The sequence below is a fragment of the Methylobacterium sp. D53M genome (assembly GCF_053345625.1).
Map to the genome: position 1 here is coordinate 253,581 of NZ_JBKFAL010000003.1, position 18,532 is coordinate 272,112.

Sequence of the window (18,532 nt, forward strand, 5' to 3'; positions counted from 1 at the left end):
GCTTATAGGAACAACAATTCGTGTTGTCACCGGGTCTGCGAGAAAAATCTGCGCTTTCTTGCCGGCAAATGGGCATACCGCTTTCCGCCTAGGCAGCGGCCTCAGCGCGGCCGGGTCGCCGCCTCCGGTTCGCCGCGATTACGCCCCGCCGTGGTCGCGCAGTGCTTGTAATTTGCGTCTCCGGCGTGTTGTGTGCCGGCGCGCCGCGGCTCCTCCCGGCCGATCCTCTTCCAAGACTCTGACGACATGCGTCTCTCCCGCTATTTCATGCCGACCTTGCGCGAGACGCCCAAGGAAGCCGAGATCGTCTCGCACCGGCTGATGCTGCGCGCCGGCCTGGTCCGCCAGGAAGCCGCCGGCATCTACGCCTGGCTGCCGCTGGGCCTGCGGGTTCTGGAGCGCGTCTGCGCGGTGATCCGGCGGGAGCAGGACCGGTCCGGCGCCGTCGAGATCCTGATGCCGACGGTGCAGTCCGCCGAGCTGTGGCGGGAATCCGGCCGCTACGACGCCTACGGCAAGGAGATGCTGCGCCTGAAGGACCGGCACGACCGCGAGATGCTCTACGGCCCCACCGCCGAGGAGATGGTCACCGAGATCTTCCGGGCGAGCGTGCGCTCCTACAAGGACCTGCCCAAGAACCTCTACCAGATCTCGTGGAAGTTCCGCGACGAGGTGCGGCCGCGCTTCGGCACGATGCGCTCCCGCGAGTTCCTGATGAAGGACGCCTACTCGTTCGATTTCGACCAGGCCGGCGCGCGCCACGCCTACAACCGGATGTTCGTGGCGTACCTGCGCACCTTCGCGGGCCTCGGCCTGAAGGCGATCCCGATGCGCGCCGATACCGGCCCGATCGGCGGCGACCTGTCCCACGAGTTCATCATCCTGGCCAAGACCGGCGAGAGCGAGGTCTTCTGCGATAAGGCCTATCTCGACTTCGACATCCCGCCGGCGACGGTCGATTTCGACGACGTCGCCGCCCTCCAGGGCATCGTCGATGCCTGGACCTCGCACTACGCGGCCACCGAGGAGATGCACGAGCCGGCGGCCTTCGCGGAGGTCCCGGAGGACAACCGCATGGCGGCCCGCGGCATCGAGGTCGGGCACATCTTCTACTTCGGCACCAAGTATTCCGAGCCGATGGGCGCCAAGGTCGCCGGTCCGGACGGGATCGAGCGGCCGGTCCATATGGGCTCCTACGGCATCGGGCCGAGCCGGCTGGTCGCCGCCATCGTCGAGGCCAGCCACGACGAGGCCGGGATCATCTGGCCGGACTCGGTGGCGCCGTTCGACGTCGCGCTGATCAACCTCAAGGTCGGGGACGCGGCCACCGACGCCGCCTGCGCGCAGATCCAGTCCGACCTCGAGACCGCCGGCCTGTCGGTGCTCTACGACGACCGCGACGAGCGTCCCGGCGCGAAGTTCGCCACCGCCGACCTGATCGGCCTGCCCTGGCAGGTGATCGTCGGGCCCAAGGGCCTGGCGGAGGGCAAGGTCGAGCTGAAGCGGCGTGCCGGCGGCGAGCGCGAGAGCCTCGCGACCGTCGATCTGCTGGCACGCATCCGGCGCGTCTGAGGCGTGCCGATGGCCGCCTCAGCGAAGCTGGACCGGGTTCGGACCTTCGCGGCCTCGTTCGCGGCCTCGTTCCGCCAGGGCACCGCGCCCTTCGCGCCGTTCGAGTGGATCCTCGCCGGCCGCTACCTGCGCGCCCGGCGCCGGGGCGGCGGCGTCTCGGTGGTGGCGTTCTTCTCGGTGCTCGGCATCGCGCTCGGCGTCGCCACGCTGATCATCGTCCTGTCGGTGATGAACGGCTTCCGCGCGGAACTGCTGTCGAAGATCGTCGGCATCAACGGCCACCTGTTCGCGACGCCCATCGACCGGCCGTTCAACGACTGGACCGACCTGTCGGACCGGCTGTCGAAGGTGGCGGGCGTGCGCGCCGCGGTGCCGCTGGTCGAGGGCCAGGCCTTCGCCTCGTCGCAGTACGGCGGATCCGGCGTCATCATCCGCGGCGTGCGGGCGGCCGACCTCGACGCGCTGGCGGCCGTGTCCTCGGCGATCCGCGGCGGCACCCTCGAAGGTTTCGACGACGGCACCGGCGTGCTGATCGGGCGGCGGCTCGCCGACACGCTGGGCCTGCAGGCCGGCGACACGATCACGCTGGTCACGCCCAAGGGCTCGTCGACGCCCTTCGGGACGGCGCCGCGCACCAAGAGCTACACGGTCAAGGCGGTGTTCGAGGTCGGCATGACCGAGTTCGACCAGACCTTCGTGTTCATGCCGCTGGCCGAGGCCCAGGCGTTCTTCAACAAGGACGGCGACGTGAGCATGATCGAGATCTACGTCGACGATCCCGACCATGTCGGCGACATGCGCGAGCCCCTGGAGATGGCGGCCGAGCGCCCGATCCTGCTCACCGACTGGCGCCAGCGCAACCGGACCTTCTTCGGGGCGCTGGAGGTCGAGCGGAACGTGATGTTCCTGATCCTCAGCCTGATCGTCGTGGTGGCGACGCTCAACATCGTCTCCGGCCTGATCCTGCTGGTGCGCGACAAATCGAGCGACATCGCGATCCTGCGCACCATGGGGGCGACGCCCGGCACGATCATGCGGGTGTTCCTGATCAACGGCGCGCTGATCGGCGTCGTCGGGACGCTCAGCGGGCTCGGCCTCGGCATCCTGATCACGCTGAACATCAAGCCGATCCAGCACGTGCTGTTTCCGGGCGCCTGGGACCCGACGGTGCGGTTCCTCGCCGAGATCCCGGCGCAGATGAACCCGAAGGAGATCACCGCCGTGGTGATCACCTCCCTGCTGCTGTCGCTCGCGGCGACGCTGTATCCCTCCTGGCGCGCCGCCCGGCTCGATCCGGTGCAGGCCCTCCGCTACGGCTGACGGGCCGCATCCGATGAGCGATTCGAGCCAGACCGCCGGCGACCAGCCGGTGCCGGCGCTGTTCTTCTCCCGCGTCGAGCGGCGCTACGCCCAGGCCGAGGGTGCCCTCGAGATCCTGCGCGGGGCCGACCTCGCGATCTGGCCGGGGGAGTTGGTCGCACTGGTAGCGCCGTCGGGAGCCGGCAAGTCGACCCTGCTGCACCTCGCCGGCCTCTTGGAGCGGCCGGACGGGGGCGAGATCTATATCGGCGGTCAGCCCACGGCCGCGATGGCGGATTCCGAGCGCACGCGCCTGCGGCGCGAGGAGATGGGTTTCGTCTACCAGTTCCACCACCTGCTGCCGGAGTTCTCGGCGCTGGAGAACGTGGTGATGCCCCAGCTCATCCGCGGCCTGAAGGCCCCGGAGGCGAAGGCCCGCGCCACGGAACTCCTGAGCTTCCTCGGCCTCAAGGAGCGGCTGCCGCACCGTCCGGCGGAGCTGTCGGGAGGTGAGCAGCAGCGCGTCGCCATCGCCCGGGCGGTGGCCAACGGCCCGCGGCTGCTGCTCGCCGACGAGCCGACCGGCAACCTCGATCCCGGGACGGCGGGCCACGTCTTCTCGATCCTGATGGCCCTGGTCCGCGCCTCGGGGCTCGCCGCCCTGGTCGCGACCCACAACCTGGAATTGGCCGCCCGCATGGATCGGCGGGTCACCATCCGGGACGGGCTGATCACGCAGCTCGACTGAGCGGGCCACCCGCTGAGCAGATCTCCCGTGTGCCGGCGCAGCGACGGCACGCGCGGCGGCGCGCCCCTTACACGCCGCGCCCCGGCAGCCTCGATCAACCACAGGGCGCATCGCTCCCGGCCCGCGACGCCAGCCGGCCCGCGGACCTCCGAGCCCCGCAAGTGCACGCGATCTTTAATCCGTCGCGCCGCGTGCGACGCGTCACGTCGCGGAAGACACTGGGCCCCTATCTTGTGATCACGCAAGATAAAACAGAGCCGAACAACCGGTCTGTACTGCGTTATCTCTGGAGCCTGACCATGAAGACCCGTATCTCCGCAGCCGTCACCGCACTTGTCCTTGGCGTTGCCCCGATCTCGTCCGCTCTGGCGGCGAACGGCGCCCGCTGGACGGGCCTCGCTCCCTACGAGGTCGAGACCACGGGCTCGCTCGGACTGGGGGTCCACGACAACCCCAACTACGTCGGCTGCCCGCTGAGCTCGGCCGCCGAGGGCAACGCCGACCAGCAGACCCGGCCGGTGAAGCAGTACGGCCAGACCTCCGGCGGCTACCGCTGCTGAGCCGACGCGAGGACGGATGAAGCTCAAGGCTCTCTCCTACGTCATGATCGGCGCCTTCGTGAGCGGCCTGCTCATGACGTTCGTCGGTTCGGCCACCGCGCTGCTCGGGCAGTAATCGAAAGGGCGCCGCTTCGGTCGGAGGCGGCGCCCCCCCCCCCCCCGCGTTCGGGCAGCCGGCGCGGTCAGGACGCGCGGGACGGGCCGGGACCGGCCTCGGCGGCCGTCAGCCGCTCGACGTAGTCGCAGGCGTCGAGGACGGCGTCGCGGCCGTCCGCCATCCGCGCCCGCGCCGCCGCGCAGGCCCGCGTCACCGCGGGGTCGGCGAGCAGCCGGCCGAGGACCCGCGCCGCCCGCGCGGGCCGGAAGGCGCGGCGGCTCAGGGTGGCGCCGAGATCCCGATCCTTCAGCCGCCGCCCCTCGTCGAAATGGTCGAAGGCCACGGGCACCACGAGTTGCGGGACGCCCGCGGCCAGCGCCTGCGCCACCGTGCCGACGCCGCCGTGGTGGACCAGCGCCGCGCTGCGCGGCAGCAGGGCGCTCAGGGGGGCGTAGGGCAGGTGGATGATCCCGGCCGGCAGCGGCTTCGGGATCTGCCCCCCCTGCGGGGCGAGCAGGACGCCGCGCCGGCCCATGCGCCGGCACAGCCGCACCGCGGTGTCGAAGAAGCCGGCGCCCTGGCGCATGGCCGAGCCGTAGGTGAACACGATCGGCGGGTCGCCGGCATCGAGGAACGCTTCCAGCTCCGGCGGCATGGACGCGACGTCGCCGAAGCGGTCGACCAGCGGGAAGCCGAGCTGCACGGCCTGGCCCGGCCAGTCGGCCTGCGGCTCCGCGTACCAGTCGGGGAACATCAGGAGCATGCCGGTCGGGCTGTTCCACCAGTGCCGCAGCCGGTAGACCGGATCGAGGCCGAGACGCGCCCGCAGGGCGTTCAGCGGCGGGAGAGTGAACGGGCCGACCGCCACCTTGTCGACGCCGAGATTCACGTAGGCCCGCAGGGCGGCCGGCAGGACGCGCGGTAGCGGCAGGCCCGGCAGGCGCGGCGGATCGTACCGGCTCTCGATCAGGAACGGCATGACGTGCAGCGTCGCGGTCGGCAGATCGTAGAGGTCCTGCGCGAGCCGCGCCCCCCAGCCCAGCGGCGAGGCGACCACCCGCAGGTCGATCCCCCGGGCGCGGGTCGCGCCGAGCCACAGGCAGGCCGGCTCGGCCACCCGCAGGGCGTAGTCGAACATCGGGCGGAACCCCTGCTGCGGGTGCCACAGATCCGGCTGGCGGATCACCGCCTCGTAATCGGCGACCGTGCCCAGAGGCTGGAAGGCGAGGCCGGCCCGGCGGGCCATCGCCTCGAACGGGGCCGGGGCCGCCAGCGAGACGCCGTGGCCGCGCTTCAGGAGCTCGTGCCCCAGCGCGATGAACGGAAGCACATCGCCGTGTGTGCCGACGGCCACGAGGGCGACGTCGAACCGTTCGACCGTCCGGTGCTCGGGAATGGCTTGCTCCTTCGAACTCCCCAGCCGGTGACGAGCTCGTCTCGAAGGCGGGGGCATGCCAGCCCGCCCGATCCGCATCAAGACACTTTTTACCCTGTCGAAGAAACGGGGCCGCCCTGTGACCCGCAGACCCTTCCCATAGAACAAAACATGAACATACTAGGGCCGGAACACAGGAGGCAGGTCGATGCTGAAGCGGGTGATCCTGACCGGAATGGTCGAGTTCATGGCGTTCGGGATGCTGTTCGCGGCGGTGGGCGCCTGGGCGATAGCCTTGGCACCGGTTCGTTAGCCGGATTTTTCCGAAGACCGCCCGGTTCCGTCCGTGGACGGGTTATGCACAGGCGATCGCCTCGTGGGCGCCGATTGTCCACAGGGCTGGGCCGAACTGGTGCTTCCGGGGCACGACCGGTGGATATCGTCCGCCGGCGGCGCGGCGCACGTCGACTTGAGGCCGGCGAGCGGGGATGCTGCCCGACCCCGGAACAAGGTCGGCCATGCCACGCCAGCTCAAGGAGGTCGGATTCGTCCACCTCCACGTCCACTCGTCCTATTCCCTGCTCGAAGGGGCGCTGAAGGTCGGCTCCCTGATCAAGGCGGCGGTCGCCGACAGGCAGCCGGCCCTGGCCCTGACCGACACCAACAACCTGTTCGGCGCGCTGGAATTCTCCGAGAAGGCGGCCGGGGAGGGCGTCCAGCCGATCGCCGGCGTGCAGCTCTCGGTGGCGTTCGAGGCCGCGGACCCGCACCAGCGTCAGGCGCCGACCAGCCACGGCATCGTGCTCCTCGCCCAGGACGAGACCGGCTACGCCAACCTGCTGCGGCTGGCGAGCCGCGCCTATTTCGACACGGCCCTCGGCGAGGCGCCGCGCCTCGATGCCGGAGCGCTCGCGGGCGCCTCCGAGGGGCTGATCGCGCTCACCGGCGGGATGGCGGGCCCCCTCGACGCGGCCTTCCGGGCGGGCCGGCCGGAGCTCGCCCTCAACCGCCTGAAGCGCCTGAAGGAGACGTTCGGCGAGGACCGGCTCTACGTGGAGATCCAGCGCCACGGCCAGTCCGAGGAGGCGCGGATCGAGACCGCGCTCCTCGACCTCGCCGGCCGCCACGGCCTCGGGATCGTGGCGACGAACGAGCCCTACTTCGCCAAGCCCGACGACTACGACGCCCACGACGCGCTGCTCGCCATCGCGGAGGGCCGCCTCGTCTCGGACGAGCGCCGCCGCCGCCTGACACCGAGCCACGCCTTCAAGACCCGGGCCGAGATGGCCGAGCTGTTCCGCGACCTGCCGGACGCGCTCCAGGCGACGGTCGAGATCGCCATGCGCTGCGCCGTCCGTGCGCGGACCCGCAAGCCGATCCTGCCGAATTTCGGCGCCGTGGCGGCCGGCGAGACGCCGCCCATGGCGGAGGCCCTGGCGGAGGCGTCCGACGCGGGCGCGCGGGCGGTCTCGGCCGACGAGCCGACCGAGCTGCGCCGGCAGGCCGAGGCCGGGCTGGAGTTGCGCCTGAAGCAGCACGGCACGGCGCCGGGCTTCTCCGAGGAGGATTACCGCAAGCGCCTCGAGTTCGAGCTCGACGTCATCGTCAAGATGAAGTTCCCGGGCTACTTCCTGATCGTCTCCGACTTCATCAAGTGGGCCAAGGACCACGACATCCCGGTCGGTCCGGGCCGCGGCTCGGGCGCCGGCTCGCTGGTGGCGTGGTCGCTGCTCATCACCGACCTCGACCCGCTCCGGTTCGGCCTGCTGTTCGAGCGCTTCCTCAACCCCGAGCGCGTCTCGATGCCGGATTTCGACATCGACTTCTGCGTCGAGGGCCGCGAGCGGGTGATCCGCTACGTGCAGCAGCGCTACGGCGAGGGGCAGGTCGGGCAGATCATCACCTTCGGCACGCTGCTCGCCCGCGGCGTGCTGCGCGACGTCGGCCGCGTCCTGGAGATGCCCTACGGGCAGGTCGACAAGCTGACCAAGCTCGTGCCGCAGAACCCGGCCAACCCGGTGACGCTCGCCCAGGCCATCGAGGGCGAGCCTAAGCTCCAGCAGGCCATGGAGGAGGAGCCGATCGTCGGCCGCCTCATCGACATCTCCAAGAAGCTGGAGGGCCTGCACCGGCACGCCTCGACCCACGCCGCCGGCGTGGTGATCGGCGACCGGCCGCTCGAGGAGCTGGTCCCGCTCTACCGGGACCCGAAGACCGGCATGCGGGTCACCCAGTTCAACATGAAGTGGGTCGAGCAGGCGGGGCTGGTGAAGTTCGACTTCCTGGGCCTCAAGACCCTGACGATGCTGCGGTGCTGCACCGATCTGCTGAAGCAGCGCGGCATCGACATCGACCTCGCCTCGCTGCCGCTCGACGACCCGAACACCTACGGGCCGATGGGCCGGGGCGAGACGGTCGGCGTGTTCCAGGTGGAATCGGCCGGCATGCGCAAGGCGCTCTGCGAGATGCAGGCCGACCGGCTGGAGGACATCATCGCCCTGGTGGCGCTCTACCGGCCGGGCCCGATGGCCAACATCCCGGTCTATTGCGAGCGCAAGCTCGGCCGCGACGCCGGCAACGAGGCGTCCTGGTACCCGGACCCGAAGCTGGAGCCGATGCTGAAGGAGACCTTCGGCATCATCGTCTACCAGGAACAGGTGATGGAGATCGCCAAGGTGCTCGCCGGCTACTCGCTCGGCGAGGCCGACATGCTCCGGCGCGCCATGGGCAAGAAGATCCGCGCCGAGATGGACGCGCAGCGCGACCGGTTCCTCAAGGGCTGCACCGAGCGCGGGCTGACCAAGGCCAAGGCCAACGAGATCTTCGACCTGCTCGCCAAGTTCGCCGATTACGGCTTCAACAAGAGCCACGCGGCGGCCTACGCGCTGCTGACCTACCAGACCGCCTACCTGAAGGCGAACTTCCCGGTCGAGTTCCTGGCCGCCGCCATGACCCTCGACATCGACAACACCGATAAGCTCGCCGAATTCCGCCAGGACGCGCAGCGCCTGAAGATCACGGTCGAGCCGCCCTCGATCAACACCTCCGGCGAGGTGTTCGCGGTGCGCGACGGCAAGATCTTCTACGCGCTGGCCGCCATCAAGGGCGTCGGCCGCGAGGCGGTGCGGGCGCTGGTGGAGGCGCGCGGCGACCGGCCGTTCAAGGATCTCGCCTGCCTCGCCCGCCGGCTGAACCCGCGGATGATCAACAAGCGCACCCTGGAGAGCCTCGTCCAGGCCGGGGCGCTCGACTGCATCGAGCCCGACCGCGCGCGCGCCTTCGCGGCGGTGGAGCCGATGATGAAGCTCGCCGCCAGCGCGGCGGAGGCGGAATCGGCCGGCGTCACCGACATGTTCGGCGGCGTGGTTGCGGACGACGTGTCCCTGCGGATCCCGCCGCACGAGATCTGGCCGATGGCCGACACGCTCAAGCGCGAGTACGCGGCGATCGGCTTCTTCATCTCGGGCCATCCGCTCGACGAGTACGGCGACCTCTTGGACAAGCTGCGGGTGCAGAGCTGGACGGATTTCTGCCGCGCCGTGCGGGCCGGGACGTCGAGCGTCGGCCGCGTGGCGGCCTCGGTGCTCGACCGGGCGGAGCGGCGGACCAAGACCGGCAACAAGATGGGCATCGTCACCCTGTCGGACCGGACCGCGCATTTCGAGGCGATCATCTTCTCCGAGGGGCTCGGCCAGTACCGCGACATCCTGGAACCGGGCCGACCGCTGGTTCTGCAGCTCCAGGCGAACCTGGAGGGCGAGGACGTGCGCGCCCGCATCCTCACCGCGGAACCCCTCGACCAAGCGGTCGCCCGCCACCAGAAGGGCATCCGCATCCATCTGAGCGACCCGCGCGGCGTCGCGCCCGTGCAGCAGCGCCTGTCGATGCGGGGCGAGAGCGAGGTCTCGCTGATCCTCAAGCTCGACGGCGGCGAGCGCGAGGTGGAGATCCGGCTCCCGGGCAAGTTCCAGGCGAGCCCGGCGCTCGCCGGCCAGCTCCGGACCGTGCCCGGGGTGGTGCAGGTGGAGGTGAGCTGAGGGGCGGCTGATACCAAGCGCCTGTGGGTTCGGTCGGCCCGCGCCGTCTTCGCGAGCGGAGCGAAGCGATCCAGGGACGCGCCACGCTGGATGAGGGCGCGCGACACGGGGTTGCTTCGCTCCGCTCGCAAGGACGGGTGGGCTTTTGTGAGTTCTGTCGCCGGGAATTGTAGGTGCGTGCCCGTCGAGGCCCTCAGCTCGCCGCCGTCCCGCTGGCCGCCAGCACCACCGCCCGGCTCCCCACCGGCACGCGGGCGTACAGGTCGATGATGTCCTGGTTCAGGAGCCGCACGCAGCCCGACGACACCATCGTGCCGATGGTCTGCGGCTCCGTGGTGCCGTGCAGGCGGTAGAGCGTGTCGCCTCCGTCCCGATAGAGGTAGAGCGCCCGCGGACCGAGCGGATTGCCGGCCCCGCCGGGCAGGCCGCCGGCATAGGGCCCGTAGCGCTCGGGCTCCCGCTTGATCATGGCCTGGGTCGGCGTCCAGCGCGGCCATTCGGCCTTGCGGGCGATGACGGCCGCGCCTCGGAAGTTGAACGCCTCATCGCGACCGACGCCCACGCCGTAGCGGATGGCGCGCCCGCCCTCGCGCACGAGGTAGGCGTAGCGCGCCGAAGGATCGACCACGATCGTGCCCGGCGGCTCGGCCGTGGCGTAGGCCACCTCCCGGCGCAGGAAGCGCGGGTCTATCGCGGACAGGTCCACCGCCGGCACGGGGAAGGGCTCGCCGTCGAGCGCGGCGTAGAGGGCCGTGTAGGCCGGGTCGACGGGCGGGCGCAGCGCGGCGACGGGGCGCGGCTCGCGGGTGACGCAGCCGGCGACGAGCAGGGGCGTGCCGGCGAGCAGGCTGCGGCGGGTCGGAAACATCGATGCTGCGCTCCAAGGTCTGGCGACGACGCACAGAACCGCCACGCTGCCGCCCCGTCCATCGGCTATGGGGTGATCGCACCCATAACCGGATGGCATCCATGGATCTGACGCTGGCCCTGCGCGCGTTCCTCCGGACCGTCGAGCGCGGCTCGATGACCGCGGCCGCACGCGACCTCGCGGTGTCGCAGCCGGCGATCAGCAAGCATCTGCGCAATCTGGAGGCCCAGGTCGGCGCGCGGCTCCTCGAACGGTCCGCGCGGCTGGTGCGTCCGACCCAGCAGGGCCAGCGGCTCTACGCGGCCTGTCAGCCCGCGCTCGCCACGATCGACGCCGCCCTGGAAGATGCCCGCACCGAGGCCGGCCGCATCGAAGGCCGGCTGCGGCTGCACGCGCCCGCCTGCATCGGGGCGGCCCATCTGCACCGGATCGTGGCGGCGTTCCAGGCCGAGAATCCGCGGGTCACGGTCGATCTCGTGCTGGACAACCGGCTGATCGACCTCGTCTACGAGGATTACGACCTCGCGCTCCGCTACGGCCGGCCCCACGGGCAGGACGTCGTGACGCGGCGGCTCGGCTGGGTGCGCCGCATCCTGGTCGCCGCCCCGGCATACTTGGCGCGGGCCGGCGGCATCGACGCGCCCGAGCAGATCGCCGACCGGGCCCTCGTGACGACTACATCGGTCCTGGACGACCGGAACACGCTCGTACTCCAGCACGGGCGCGAGACGCTGAGCCTCGCCGTCCGCCCGGCCCTGCGGACCAACAGCGCGGAGGTGCTGTTGGCCGAACTGCGCGCGGGACGGTACATGGGCCCGGTCCAGCACCTGCTGGTCGCCGAGGACTTGGCGGCCGGCCACCTCGTCCGCGTCCTGCCCGCGTACGAGGTGCGCTCGACGGACGCCTATCTGGTCTACCCGTCCGTCCGCCACATGCGCCCGGTCGTCCGTGCGTTCACCGACTTCGCCGTGCCGCGCATCCGCGCCATCGAGGGGATCAGCCACGCCGGTTGACCGACTCCGGCGCGCTGCGGCCACGACGAACGGGCCGGGGTGGCCGACCGCCGCGATCGCGACCCTAGAACGGCGCCGCGAGGCAGCCGCTCAGGGCGCCCTTCAGCGCGGCGGCGTCGGCCTCCGCCACCGTGAACGTGGCCGTCAGGGTCGCGTCCTCGCCGCGCGGGCTCGCCTGCGTCCAGGTCAGCTTCGTCCCGGGCTGGACGAGGGCCAGGGCGACCCCGCGCAGCGGATCATCGCCGCGGCGCGCGCCCGCCACCGTCAGCGTGAAGCCCGCATCGGCCCCGGTCGCGGCGCCGCGGACCGGCATGCGCACGGAGCGCACGCTGCCGGCGCTGGAGACCAGGAGGCCGGTCAGGGGCTTCTCGCTGTCGGACCCTTCGAGGCCCGCGAAATCGAAGCGCGGCGCCAGTTCGGCGAAGCGCGGCACGGTCAGCGCCGCCGACAGGCCGGTGCCGCCCGGATCGCAGGCGACGTGCAGGGTCGCCGGCCGCTGGTCCGCCGCAAGGGTCGCGGTGCCGATCAGGTCCGCGCTGCCGCCGGGCGCCCGGGCGCTGCCGGCGAGCAGAGGGGTCCGGCCGGTCAGGATGTCGGACAGGCTGTCGCCGCGGCTCAGCGGCCCGGCAAGCAGAGCAACGGCGGCGATGACGACCACCGCCATGGCCACGCCGATCCGGAGCCGCATCCCATCCTCCGCCTGTGGACATCACGGGCCGGCGGCATAGACGATCGCGGCCGCATCGCAACCCTCCGTTCACCACGTCCGCAGGGAATCGGCCGCCGGCGCGTCCGCGTGCACCGCAGCAACTCGGTAAAAACCGATCGTTCCTATGCACCGACGCTCAACCTTGAGCGTCGCCATGCGCACGAAGATCCTGCTCGTCCTCACCCTCCTCGTCTACGTCACCACCGGTCGCGCCCCCGGCATCCGGGAGCCGCGCAATCCGGACGCGGAGCACGGCGGCGGGCGCCTCGTGGTCGCGACCAAGCGGGCCTGGATCTGAACCGCTGCCCGGTCGACGCGACCGTCCTCGCGAGCACGGCAGCACCGACGCGCTCGACAGGAGACAGTCTCACGCCCCGGGCGCGCAGGCCCTGAGGCGCGCGGCCACGAGGGCCTGGAGGCTCCAGAGGTGGCGGTCGCGGATGCCGAGGCGCTCGCAGGCCTCCACGGTCCGGAACAGGTACTCGGCGCTCGGCCCTTTGTGGCCGCAGGCCGCGGCGATCTTCTCGGCGATCTCGGAATCCGAGAGGCGTCCGGCGTAGCGGTCGCTGGCGCGGTTCGCCAGGAAGGTCAGGGCCGGGACGGTCCCGGCCTCGGTGGCGACCGGCAGCCAGCGGGCGACGTAGCCGCGGCCGCGCATCTCGCGGCGCCAGACCGGCATCAGCGCCTCGCGGATCTCCATGCCGGGCAGGCGGAAGGCCACGCCCCGGCACAGGCCGCCGCGGTCCAGCGCCAGGACGAAGCCCGGCCGTTCCGGCGTGCCGCGGAACCGCCGCTGGAGCAGGCAGAAGCGGCGGTGGAAGCCGCGCACCGTCCCGATCCGGCGCTCGGCCACCGGGAATTCCGGGTTCCACATCAGCGAGCCGTAGGCGAAGACCCAGAGGTCGCTGCCCTCGCGCCCGGCGACGATCGCGTCGAGCCCCGGGCGCAACTCGGCGTCCGACAGAACCTCGAGCGCGCTCGGGTCGTCGGGGATCGGGACGGAATGGGCGCGGGCGATCAGGTCGAGGCTGAGGTCGAGGGTGCGGACGGACGCGGCGGGCATGGGCCCTCAACGCCCGGGCCTCACGGCTTGTTGCCCAGCGCGTCGAGTTCGGGAAAGGGCCGGGTGCGGTGTCCGGTGCAGACCTCGTCGTCGTCGAGCACCGTGAGCCGGTCGTTGTCGTAGCGCAGCGCCACCCTCGGGCGCTCGGGCTTGCCGAAGGTCCGGCCGTACATCCGGCCCGACACGCAGTAGATCACCCCGCCCCCCTCGGCGATCGGCCCGGCGATCCGGCTGCCCGCGAACCGCACCGGCAGCAGCGAGACCGCGCCGAAATCGACCTGCCTCAGCGCCAGGGCGGCGATCCGCCGGAGGAGGGCCGGGGAGGGGTCGGCCTCGGCGGCGGGCTCGGCGGCGGGCTTCGGTGCGCGCGGCGCGGCCTGCGCGCCGGCGGCGAGGAGGACCAGCAGGGCGGCGAGGGCGGCGCGGAGCGGCATCGGTCATCGCTACCCGGCCAAGGTTGCCCGAGGCTGGGACCGCGCGGGGCAGCGCCGGCGGCCGCGGCCCCCTATATGAGAGACAGGCGCGAAGCGCGCCTCTCACCCGATCTCTCACACGAAGACGCGACGTTCGATGCAGTGGACCGATGACGCCCTGGTGCTCGGCCTGCGCCGGCACGGGGAGACCGGCGTCATCCTCGAGGCCATGACCGAGGCCCACGGGCGCCATCTCGGCCTCGTGCACGGTGGGCGCTCGCGCCGGATGCAGCCCGTGCTGCAGGCCGGGAACCGGGTCCGCGTGACGTGGCGGGCGCGCCTCGACGAGGGTCTCGGCGCCTACGCGGTCGAGCCCCTCGAGTCACAGGTCTCGCGGCTGATCGGATCGAGCCTCGCCCTCTACGGCATGAACCACATGGCCGCGCTGCTGCGGCTCCTCCCCGAGCGCGACCCGCATCCGGCGCTCTACGCGGCGGCGGGGATCCTGGTCGAGCACCTCGACGACCCCGCCATCGCCCCGCCCCTGATGGTGCGGTTCGAGCTGGCGATCCTGTCGGAACTCGGCTTCGGCCTCGACCTCACCGCCTGCGCGGCCACCGGCGGCAACGACGCCCTGGCCTACGTGTCGCCGAAGAGCGGCCGGGCGGTCAGCGCCTCGGCGGGCGAGCCCTACCGGGACCGCCTGCTGGCGCTCCCGACCTTCCTGCACGCGGGCGGTTCCCCGGGTCCCGACGGCGTTGCCCAAGGGTTTACCTTGACGGGGTACTTCCTCGACCGGCACGTCTGGGGCCCCCGCGGCCTCGGGCCACCCGAGGAGCGGGCGCGATTCGTTGCGCTCGGCCGCGAGGCCGGGTAATGTTCTTGTTCTGTTCTTGATACCCCGTCGTCGTTCCGGGTGCCGAAGGCGCGCCCGGAATCCAGAACCACCGTCCGCGCGCACGCGCGGGACGTCGGCGGCTCTGGATTCCGGGCCCCGCTGCGCGGCCCCGGAATGACGGCGCGCGGTGAAGACGTTGTAGTGAGGAGCCGTCATGGGCCAGCCCTTCGAGCCGCCGTCCGGCGACGGGATCGAGAGCGTCGAGCTGAAATCCGCGCTGGAGGAGCGCTACCTCGCCTACGCGCTCTCCACGATCATGCACCGGGCCCTTCCGGATGCCCGCGACGGGTTGAAGCCCGTGCATCGGCGCATCCTGTACGGGATGCGGCTGCTGCGCCTCGACCCGACCACTGCGCACAAGAAGTGCGCCAAGATCGTCGGCGACGTGATGGGCGATTTCCACCCCCACGGCGACCAGGCGATCTACGACGCGCTCGTCCGGCTCTCCCAGGATTTCGCCCAGCGCTACCCGCTGGTCGACGGCCAGGGCAACTTCGGCAACATCGACGGCGACGGTCCCGCGGCCTACCGCTACACCGAGGCGCGGCTCACCGAGGTCGCGCGCCTCCTGCTCGACGGGATCGACGAGGACACGGTCGACTTCCGCCCGTCCTACAACGGCGAGAAGGAGGAGCCGATCGTCCTGCCGGCGGCCTTCCCGAACCTGCTCGCCAACGGCAGCCAGGGCATCGCGGTCGGCATGGCGACCTCGATCCCGCCGCACAACGCCGCCGAGCTGTGCGACGCGGCGCTCTACCTGATCAACCATCCCGAGGCGACCTCGGGGCAGCTCGCCAAGTTCGTCCAGGGCCCGGACTTCCCGACCGGCGGCATCCTCGTCGACTCGGCCGAGTCGATCGCCGAGGCCTACCGGACCGGCCGCGGCGCCTTCCGGGTCCGCGCCCGCTGGGCCAAGGAGGATCTCGGCCGCGGCACCTGGAACATCGTCGTCACCGAGATCCCCTACGGCATCCCGAAGGGCCGGCTCATCGAGAAGATGGCCGAGCTACTGCAGGAGAAGAAGCTGCCGCTGCTCGCCGACGTGCGCGACGAGTCGGCCGAGGACGTGCGCGTGGTGCTGGAGCCGCGCTCGCGCACGGTCGACCCGGTGATCCTGATGGAATCGCTGTTCCGGCTCACGGAACTCGAGACCCGCATCCCGCTCAACCTCAACGTCCTGGTCGGCGGCCTCGTGCCGAAGGTGATCGGCCTCGCCGAGTGCCTGCGCGAGTGGGTCGACCACCGCCGCGTGGTCCTGCAGCGCCGCTCGCGCTACCGCCTCGGCCAGATCGACCGGCGCCTCGAGATCCTGGGCGGCCTGCTCATCGTCTACCTCGACCTCGACGAGGTGATCCGCATCATCCGCGAGGAGGACGAGCCGAAGGCCGCCCTCATGGCCCGGTTCGAGCTGACCGAGCTCCAGGCCAACGCGATCCTCGACACCCGCCTGCGCTCCCTGCGCAAGCTGGAGGAGATAGAGCTGAAGCGCGAGTTCGAGGCGCTGACCGCCGAGAAGGCCGAGATCGACGCCCTGCTCGCCTCCGAGCCGGCGCAGTGGAAGGCGATCCAGGCGCAGATCCGCGCGGTGAAGAAGACCTTCGGGCCCGAGACCAAGCTCGGCAAGCGCCGCACGACGCTGGCGAGCCCGCCGGATGTCGGCGGCATCGACTTCACGGCGGCCCTGGTCGAGCGCGAGCCGATCACCGTGATCGTCTCGACCAAGGGCTGGATCCGGGCGCTCAAGGGCCACGTCGCCGAACTCTCGGGCGTCGCGTTCAAGGGCGACGACACCCTGAAGATCGCCTTCCCGACCGAGACGACCCAGAAGATCCTGCTGCTCGCCACCAACGGCAAGGTGTTCACGCTCGAGGCCTCGAAGCTGCCGGGTGGCCGCGGCTTCGGCGACCCGGTCCGGCTGATGGCCGACCTCGACGACGGCACCGAGATCGTGGCGGCGCTGCCGTACCGGCCGGAGACCAAGCTGCTGATCGCCGGCTCGGACGGGCGCGGCTTCGTGGCGCCCGCCGACGTGCTCGTGGCCAACACCCGCAAGGGCAAGAGCGTGCTCGGCCTCGACGGCGACGCCACGGCCGCCGTGCTGGTGCCGGCCGACGGCGATCACGTGGCGGTGGTGAACACCGAGAAGCTGCTGCTGGTCTTCCCGGTCTCCGAGGTGGCGGAGCTCGCCCGCGGCAAGGGGGTCCGGCTGCAGCGCTGCCGCAGCGGGACGCTGCTCGACGCGCACGTGTTCAAGCTCGCCGACGGCCTGCCCTGGCAGGACGGCTCGGCCGAGGGCCGGCTCGCCAACGCGTCGGTGCTGGAGAAGTGGCTCGGCCACCGCGCCGAGGTCGGGCTGATGATGGCGCGGAGTTTCCCGAAGTTCGAGCGGTTCGGACGATGAGGCAGGGGGGTGACGGGCCTCCAACCCGCGCCCTCATCCTGAGGTGCCCGCGTCAGCGGGCCTCGAAGCACGCATTTGAAATGCTCCGGCGCCTCGGGATCAAGAGCGGGTGCGATGAGTCCTGTGTCGGTGCGAACGCTGGTCTAACCAGAGCGCACCCAGGGCCAGCACGCCCCCACCGATCGGGACAGCGAGCAAAAGGAGAAACTGGGCTGTCGTCATGGGCGAAGGTTCCGCAAGGCGTGCCTCACAACCCAATGTATGACGCCACTCATGATCCAGCAAATCGCCATCGCGACGAGTACGGGCGCGAAGTGAGGGCTATCCGATAGCGCAGTCGAGATGAACGGCGCGAAACCACCCACAGCGAAGATCGCGACGGCGAGACCATTGGCGTAGGTCGACGTGAACTTGATGCGCTCGTTCGCGACGAGCTTCTCGCGCGCGTCCTCGTCCCCGTCCGACATCGAATCCGAGCCCCCCGACCGGCACCTGCGTTAGCCCACCCTGGCGATGCGGGGAACGAACGACGCCCCTCGCTTCACCGCCCCTTCACAGCCGCCTCGTCCGCCGCCCAGAGGTGCTGGGCCGCGTAGGCCCGATACGGCCGCCACGCCTCGGCCCGTGCCAGGAGCGCCGCCGGGCTCGGCCGCCCGGAGCCATCCTCCAGCGCCCGCAGAAGGCCGACATCGCCCACCGGCAGGGCGTCGGGCAGCTTGAGCGCCCGCATGGCGATGTACTGCGCGGTCCACGGTCCGATCCCGCGGATTGCCGTGAAGCGCTGAACCGCGTCCTCCAGCGACGCGGCCGGGGCGAACAGCTCCGGATCGGCGAGCGCCGCCGCCGCCAACGCCCGGATCGCCGCACCACGGGCGCGCGGCATGTTCAGGGCCAGCGCGACATCCGCCTCGACGAGATTTTCCGGTGCCGGAAAGATGTGGGTCAAGCCGCCGACAGGCTCGGCGAGCGGCGTCCCGAAGGCCGCGACCAGCTTACCCGCGAGCCCGATCGCGGCGGCCACCGAGACCTGCTGGCCGAGGATCGCCCGGCATCCGGTCTCGAACGGGTCCCAGGCGCCGGGCAGCCGAAGCCCGGACCGCGCGGCCACGAGCGGCGCCAGGATCGGATCCCCGGCGAGGCAGGCCGCGATGGCGACTGGATCCGCGTCGCAGTCGAACAGGCGGCGCAGGCGCGCGGCGACCGCTTCGGCCTGCCTGGCCTCGACGCCGCGGAGTACGACCTGCAGGCAGCCCCCGCCGGGCGCCACGGTCAGGACCCCGTGCCGACCCGCGACGCTGATCGTGCGCGCGTAGGCCGCCGCCGGGTCCGTCGCCTCGACGCCCAGGATCGCCCGCTTGGCCAGGAAGGCGCGGATCGCCACCCAGTCGTAGGGCGGCCGATAGGGCAGGCGGAGTTCGATCGCCCCCTCAAACGCGAAGGGCGGCCTCTCGGCCGCCCCGCTGATCACCGTCTGGGACA

General features: G+C 71.4%; 16 protein-coding genes. 9 read left to right on the forward strand and 7 right to left on the reverse strand.

Annotated features, from left to right (window positions below):
- The first annotated feature begins 246 nt into the window (after positions 1-246).
- The 4 genes from proS to ACLBYG_RS08670 all read left to right on the forward strand — a co-directional run bounded on the left by proS (position 247) and on the right by ACLBYG_RS08670 (position 4,179).
- On the forward strand, positions 247-1,572 hold the full coding sequence (proS, locus tag ACLBYG_RS08655) for a proline--tRNA ligase (protein ID WP_020092248.1): 1,326 nt from the start codon (positions 247-249) through the stop codon (positions 1,570-1,572).
- Positions 1,573-1,581: 9 nt separating this feature from the next.
- A complete protein-coding gene (locus ACLBYG_RS08660) occupies positions 1,582-2,892 on the forward strand; it encodes a lipoprotein-releasing ABC transporter permease subunit (protein WP_091925833.1) in 1,311 nt (436 codons plus the stop codon).
- A 13-nt stretch (positions 2,893-2,905) separates the two neighbouring features.
- Entirely contained in the window at positions 2,906-3,619 is a 714-nt protein-coding gene (locus ACLBYG_RS08665) for an ABC transporter ATP-binding protein (RefSeq protein WP_020092250.1), read from the forward strand.
- A gap of 299 nt (positions 3,620-3,918) precedes the next feature.
- The gene (locus ACLBYG_RS08670) at positions 3,919-4,179 is read left to right on the forward strand and encodes a hypothetical protein (protein WP_447681214.1); all 261 of its coding nucleotides are present in this window, start codon (positions 3,919-3,921) and stop codon (positions 4,177-4,179) included.
- 182 nt (positions 4,180-4,361) lie between these two features.
- Here the strand turns inward: ACLBYG_RS08670 and ACLBYG_RS08675 are convergent, their stop codons facing one another.
- Positions 4,362-5,630 carry a glycosyltransferase gene (locus ACLBYG_RS08675; protein ID WP_447681215.1) on the reverse strand — a complete coding sequence of 423 codons (1,269 nt, stop codon included), beginning with the start codon at positions 5,628-5,630 and terminating at the stop codon, positions 4,362-4,364.
- A gap of 539 nt (positions 5,631-6,169) precedes the next feature.
- Here ACLBYG_RS08675 and dnaE point away from each other — a divergent pair.
- The gene (gene dnaE / locus ACLBYG_RS08680; protein ID WP_091680284.1) at positions 6,170-9,688 is read left to right on the forward strand and encodes a DNA polymerase III subunit alpha; all 3,519 of its coding nucleotides are present in this window, start codon (positions 6,170-6,172) and stop codon (positions 9,686-9,688) included.
- Positions 9,689-9,881: 193 nt separating this feature from the next.
- On the opposite strand, the gene ACLBYG_RS08685 is transcribed toward dnaE, so the two are convergent.
- Positions 9,882-10,556: a L,D-transpeptidase gene (locus ACLBYG_RS08685; protein ID WP_447681216.1), complete on the reverse strand. Its 675-nt coding sequence runs from the start codon at positions 10,554-10,556 to the stop codon at positions 9,882-9,884.
- A gap of 101 nt (positions 10,557-10,657) precedes the next feature.
- On the opposite strand from ACLBYG_RS08685, the gene ACLBYG_RS08690 reads away from it, so the two are divergent.
- Entirely contained in the window at positions 10,658-11,569 is a 912-nt protein-coding gene (locus ACLBYG_RS08690; RefSeq protein WP_447681217.1) for a LysR family transcriptional regulator, read from the forward strand.
- 64 nt (positions 11,570-11,633) lie between these two features.
- Here the strand turns inward: ACLBYG_RS08690 and ACLBYG_RS08695 are convergent, their stop codons facing one another.
- A complete protein-coding gene (locus ACLBYG_RS08695; RefSeq protein WP_447681218.1) occupies positions 11,634-12,257 on the reverse strand; it encodes a hypothetical protein in 624 nt (207 codons plus the stop codon).
- A gap of 175 nt (positions 12,258-12,432) precedes the next feature.
- Here ACLBYG_RS08695 and ACLBYG_RS08700 point away from each other — a divergent pair, with 175 nt between their 5' ends.
- Entirely contained in the window at positions 12,433-12,576 is a 144-nt protein-coding gene (locus ACLBYG_RS08700) for a hypothetical protein (protein ID WP_020092259.1), read from the forward strand.
- A gap of 69 nt (positions 12,577-12,645) precedes the next feature.
- On the opposite strand, the gene ACLBYG_RS08705 is transcribed toward ACLBYG_RS08700, so the two are convergent.
- Complete coding sequence (locus ACLBYG_RS08705; RefSeq protein ID WP_100252278.1) at positions 12,646-13,341, reverse strand: gamma-glutamylcyclotransferase; 696 nt, start codon at positions 13,339-13,341, stop codon at positions 12,646-12,648.
- A 20-nt stretch (positions 13,342-13,361) separates the two neighbouring features.
- A complete protein-coding gene (locus ACLBYG_RS08710) occupies positions 13,362-13,775 on the reverse strand; it encodes a hypothetical protein (protein WP_091977226.1) in 414 nt (137 codons plus the stop codon).
- 136 nt (positions 13,776-13,911) lie between these two features.
- Between ACLBYG_RS08710 and recO the strand changes: the two genes are divergently transcribed.
- Together recO and parC are read left to right on the forward strand one after the other, a co-directional pair.
- Positions 13,912-14,631 carry a DNA repair protein RecO gene (gene recO, locus ACLBYG_RS08715; protein ID WP_056532586.1) on the forward strand — a complete coding sequence of 240 codons (720 nt, stop codon included), beginning with the start codon at positions 13,912-13,914 and terminating at the stop codon, positions 14,629-14,631.
- A 175-nt stretch (positions 14,632-14,806) separates the two neighbouring features.
- Positions 14,807-17,053, forward strand: a complete 2,247-nt coding sequence (parC, locus tag ACLBYG_RS08720; protein ID WP_447681219.1) for a DNA topoisomerase IV subunit A — start codon at positions 14,807-14,809, stop codon at positions 17,051-17,053.
- A 218-nt stretch (positions 17,054-17,271) separates the two neighbouring features.
- On the opposite strand, the gene ACLBYG_RS08725 is transcribed toward parC, so the two are convergent.
- On the reverse strand, positions 17,272-17,520 hold the full coding sequence (locus tag ACLBYG_RS08725; protein ID WP_447681220.1) for an amino acid transporter protein: 249 nt from the start codon (positions 17,518-17,520) through the stop codon (positions 17,272-17,274).
- A 74-nt stretch (positions 17,521-17,594) separates the two neighbouring features.
- Entirely contained in the window at positions 17,595-18,521 is a 927-nt protein-coding gene (locus ACLBYG_RS08730; RefSeq protein ID WP_447681221.1) for a DNA-3-methyladenine glycosylase family protein, read from the reverse strand.
- Positions 18,522-18,532: the final 11 nt, after the last annotated feature.

Coding starts and splice junctions, on each gene's coding strand:
- dnaE (WP_091680284.1), top strand. CDS start 6,170: ATGCCACGCCAGCTCAAGGAGGTCGGATTCGTCCACCTCCACGTCCAC.
- ACLBYG_RS08665 (WP_020092250.1), top strand. CDS start 2,906: ATGAGCGATTCGAGCCAGACCGCCGGCGACCAGCCGGTGCCGGCGCTG.
- ACLBYG_RS08660 (WP_091925833.1), top strand. CDS start 1,582: ATGGCCGCCTCAGCGAAGCTGGACCGGGTTCGGACCTTCGCGGCCTCG.
- ACLBYG_RS08670 (WP_447681214.1), top strand. CDS start 3,919: ATGAAGACCCGTATCTCCGCAGCCGTCACCGCACTTGTCCTTGGCGTT.
- ACLBYG_RS08710 (WP_091977226.1), bottom strand. CDS start 13,775: ATGCCGCTCCGCGCCGCCCTCGCCGCCCTGCTGGTCCTCCTCGCCGCC.
- parC (WP_447681219.1), top strand. CDS start 14,807: ATGGGCCAGCCCTTCGAGCCGCCGTCCGGCGACGGGATCGAGAGCGTC.
- ACLBYG_RS08695 (WP_447681218.1), bottom strand. CDS start 12,257: ATGCGGCTCCGGATCGGCGTGGCCATGGCGGTGGTCGTCATCGCCGCC.
- ACLBYG_RS08705 (WP_100252278.1), bottom strand. CDS start 13,341: ATGCCCGCCGCGTCCGTCCGCACCCTCGACCTCAGCCTCGACCTGATC.
- ACLBYG_RS08685 (WP_447681216.1), bottom strand. CDS start 10,556: ATGTTTCCGACCCGCCGCAGCCTGCTCGCCGGCACGCCCCTGCTCGTC.
- ACLBYG_RS08725 (WP_447681220.1), bottom strand. CDS start 17,520: ATGTCGGACGGGGACGAGGACGCGCGCGAGAAGCTCGTCGCGAACGAG.
- proS (WP_020092248.1), top strand. CDS start 247: ATGCGTCTCTCCCGCTATTTCATGCCGACCTTGCGCGAGACGCCCAAG.
- ACLBYG_RS08700 (WP_020092259.1), top strand. CDS start 12,433: ATGCGCACGAAGATCCTGCTCGTCCTCACCCTCCTCGTCTACGTCACC.
- recO (WP_056532586.1), top strand. CDS start 13,912: ATGCAGTGGACCGATGACGCCCTGGTGCTCGGCCTGCGCCGGCACGGG.
- ACLBYG_RS08690 (WP_447681217.1), top strand. CDS start 10,658: ATGGATCTGACGCTGGCCCTGCGCGCGTTCCTCCGGACCGTCGAGCGC.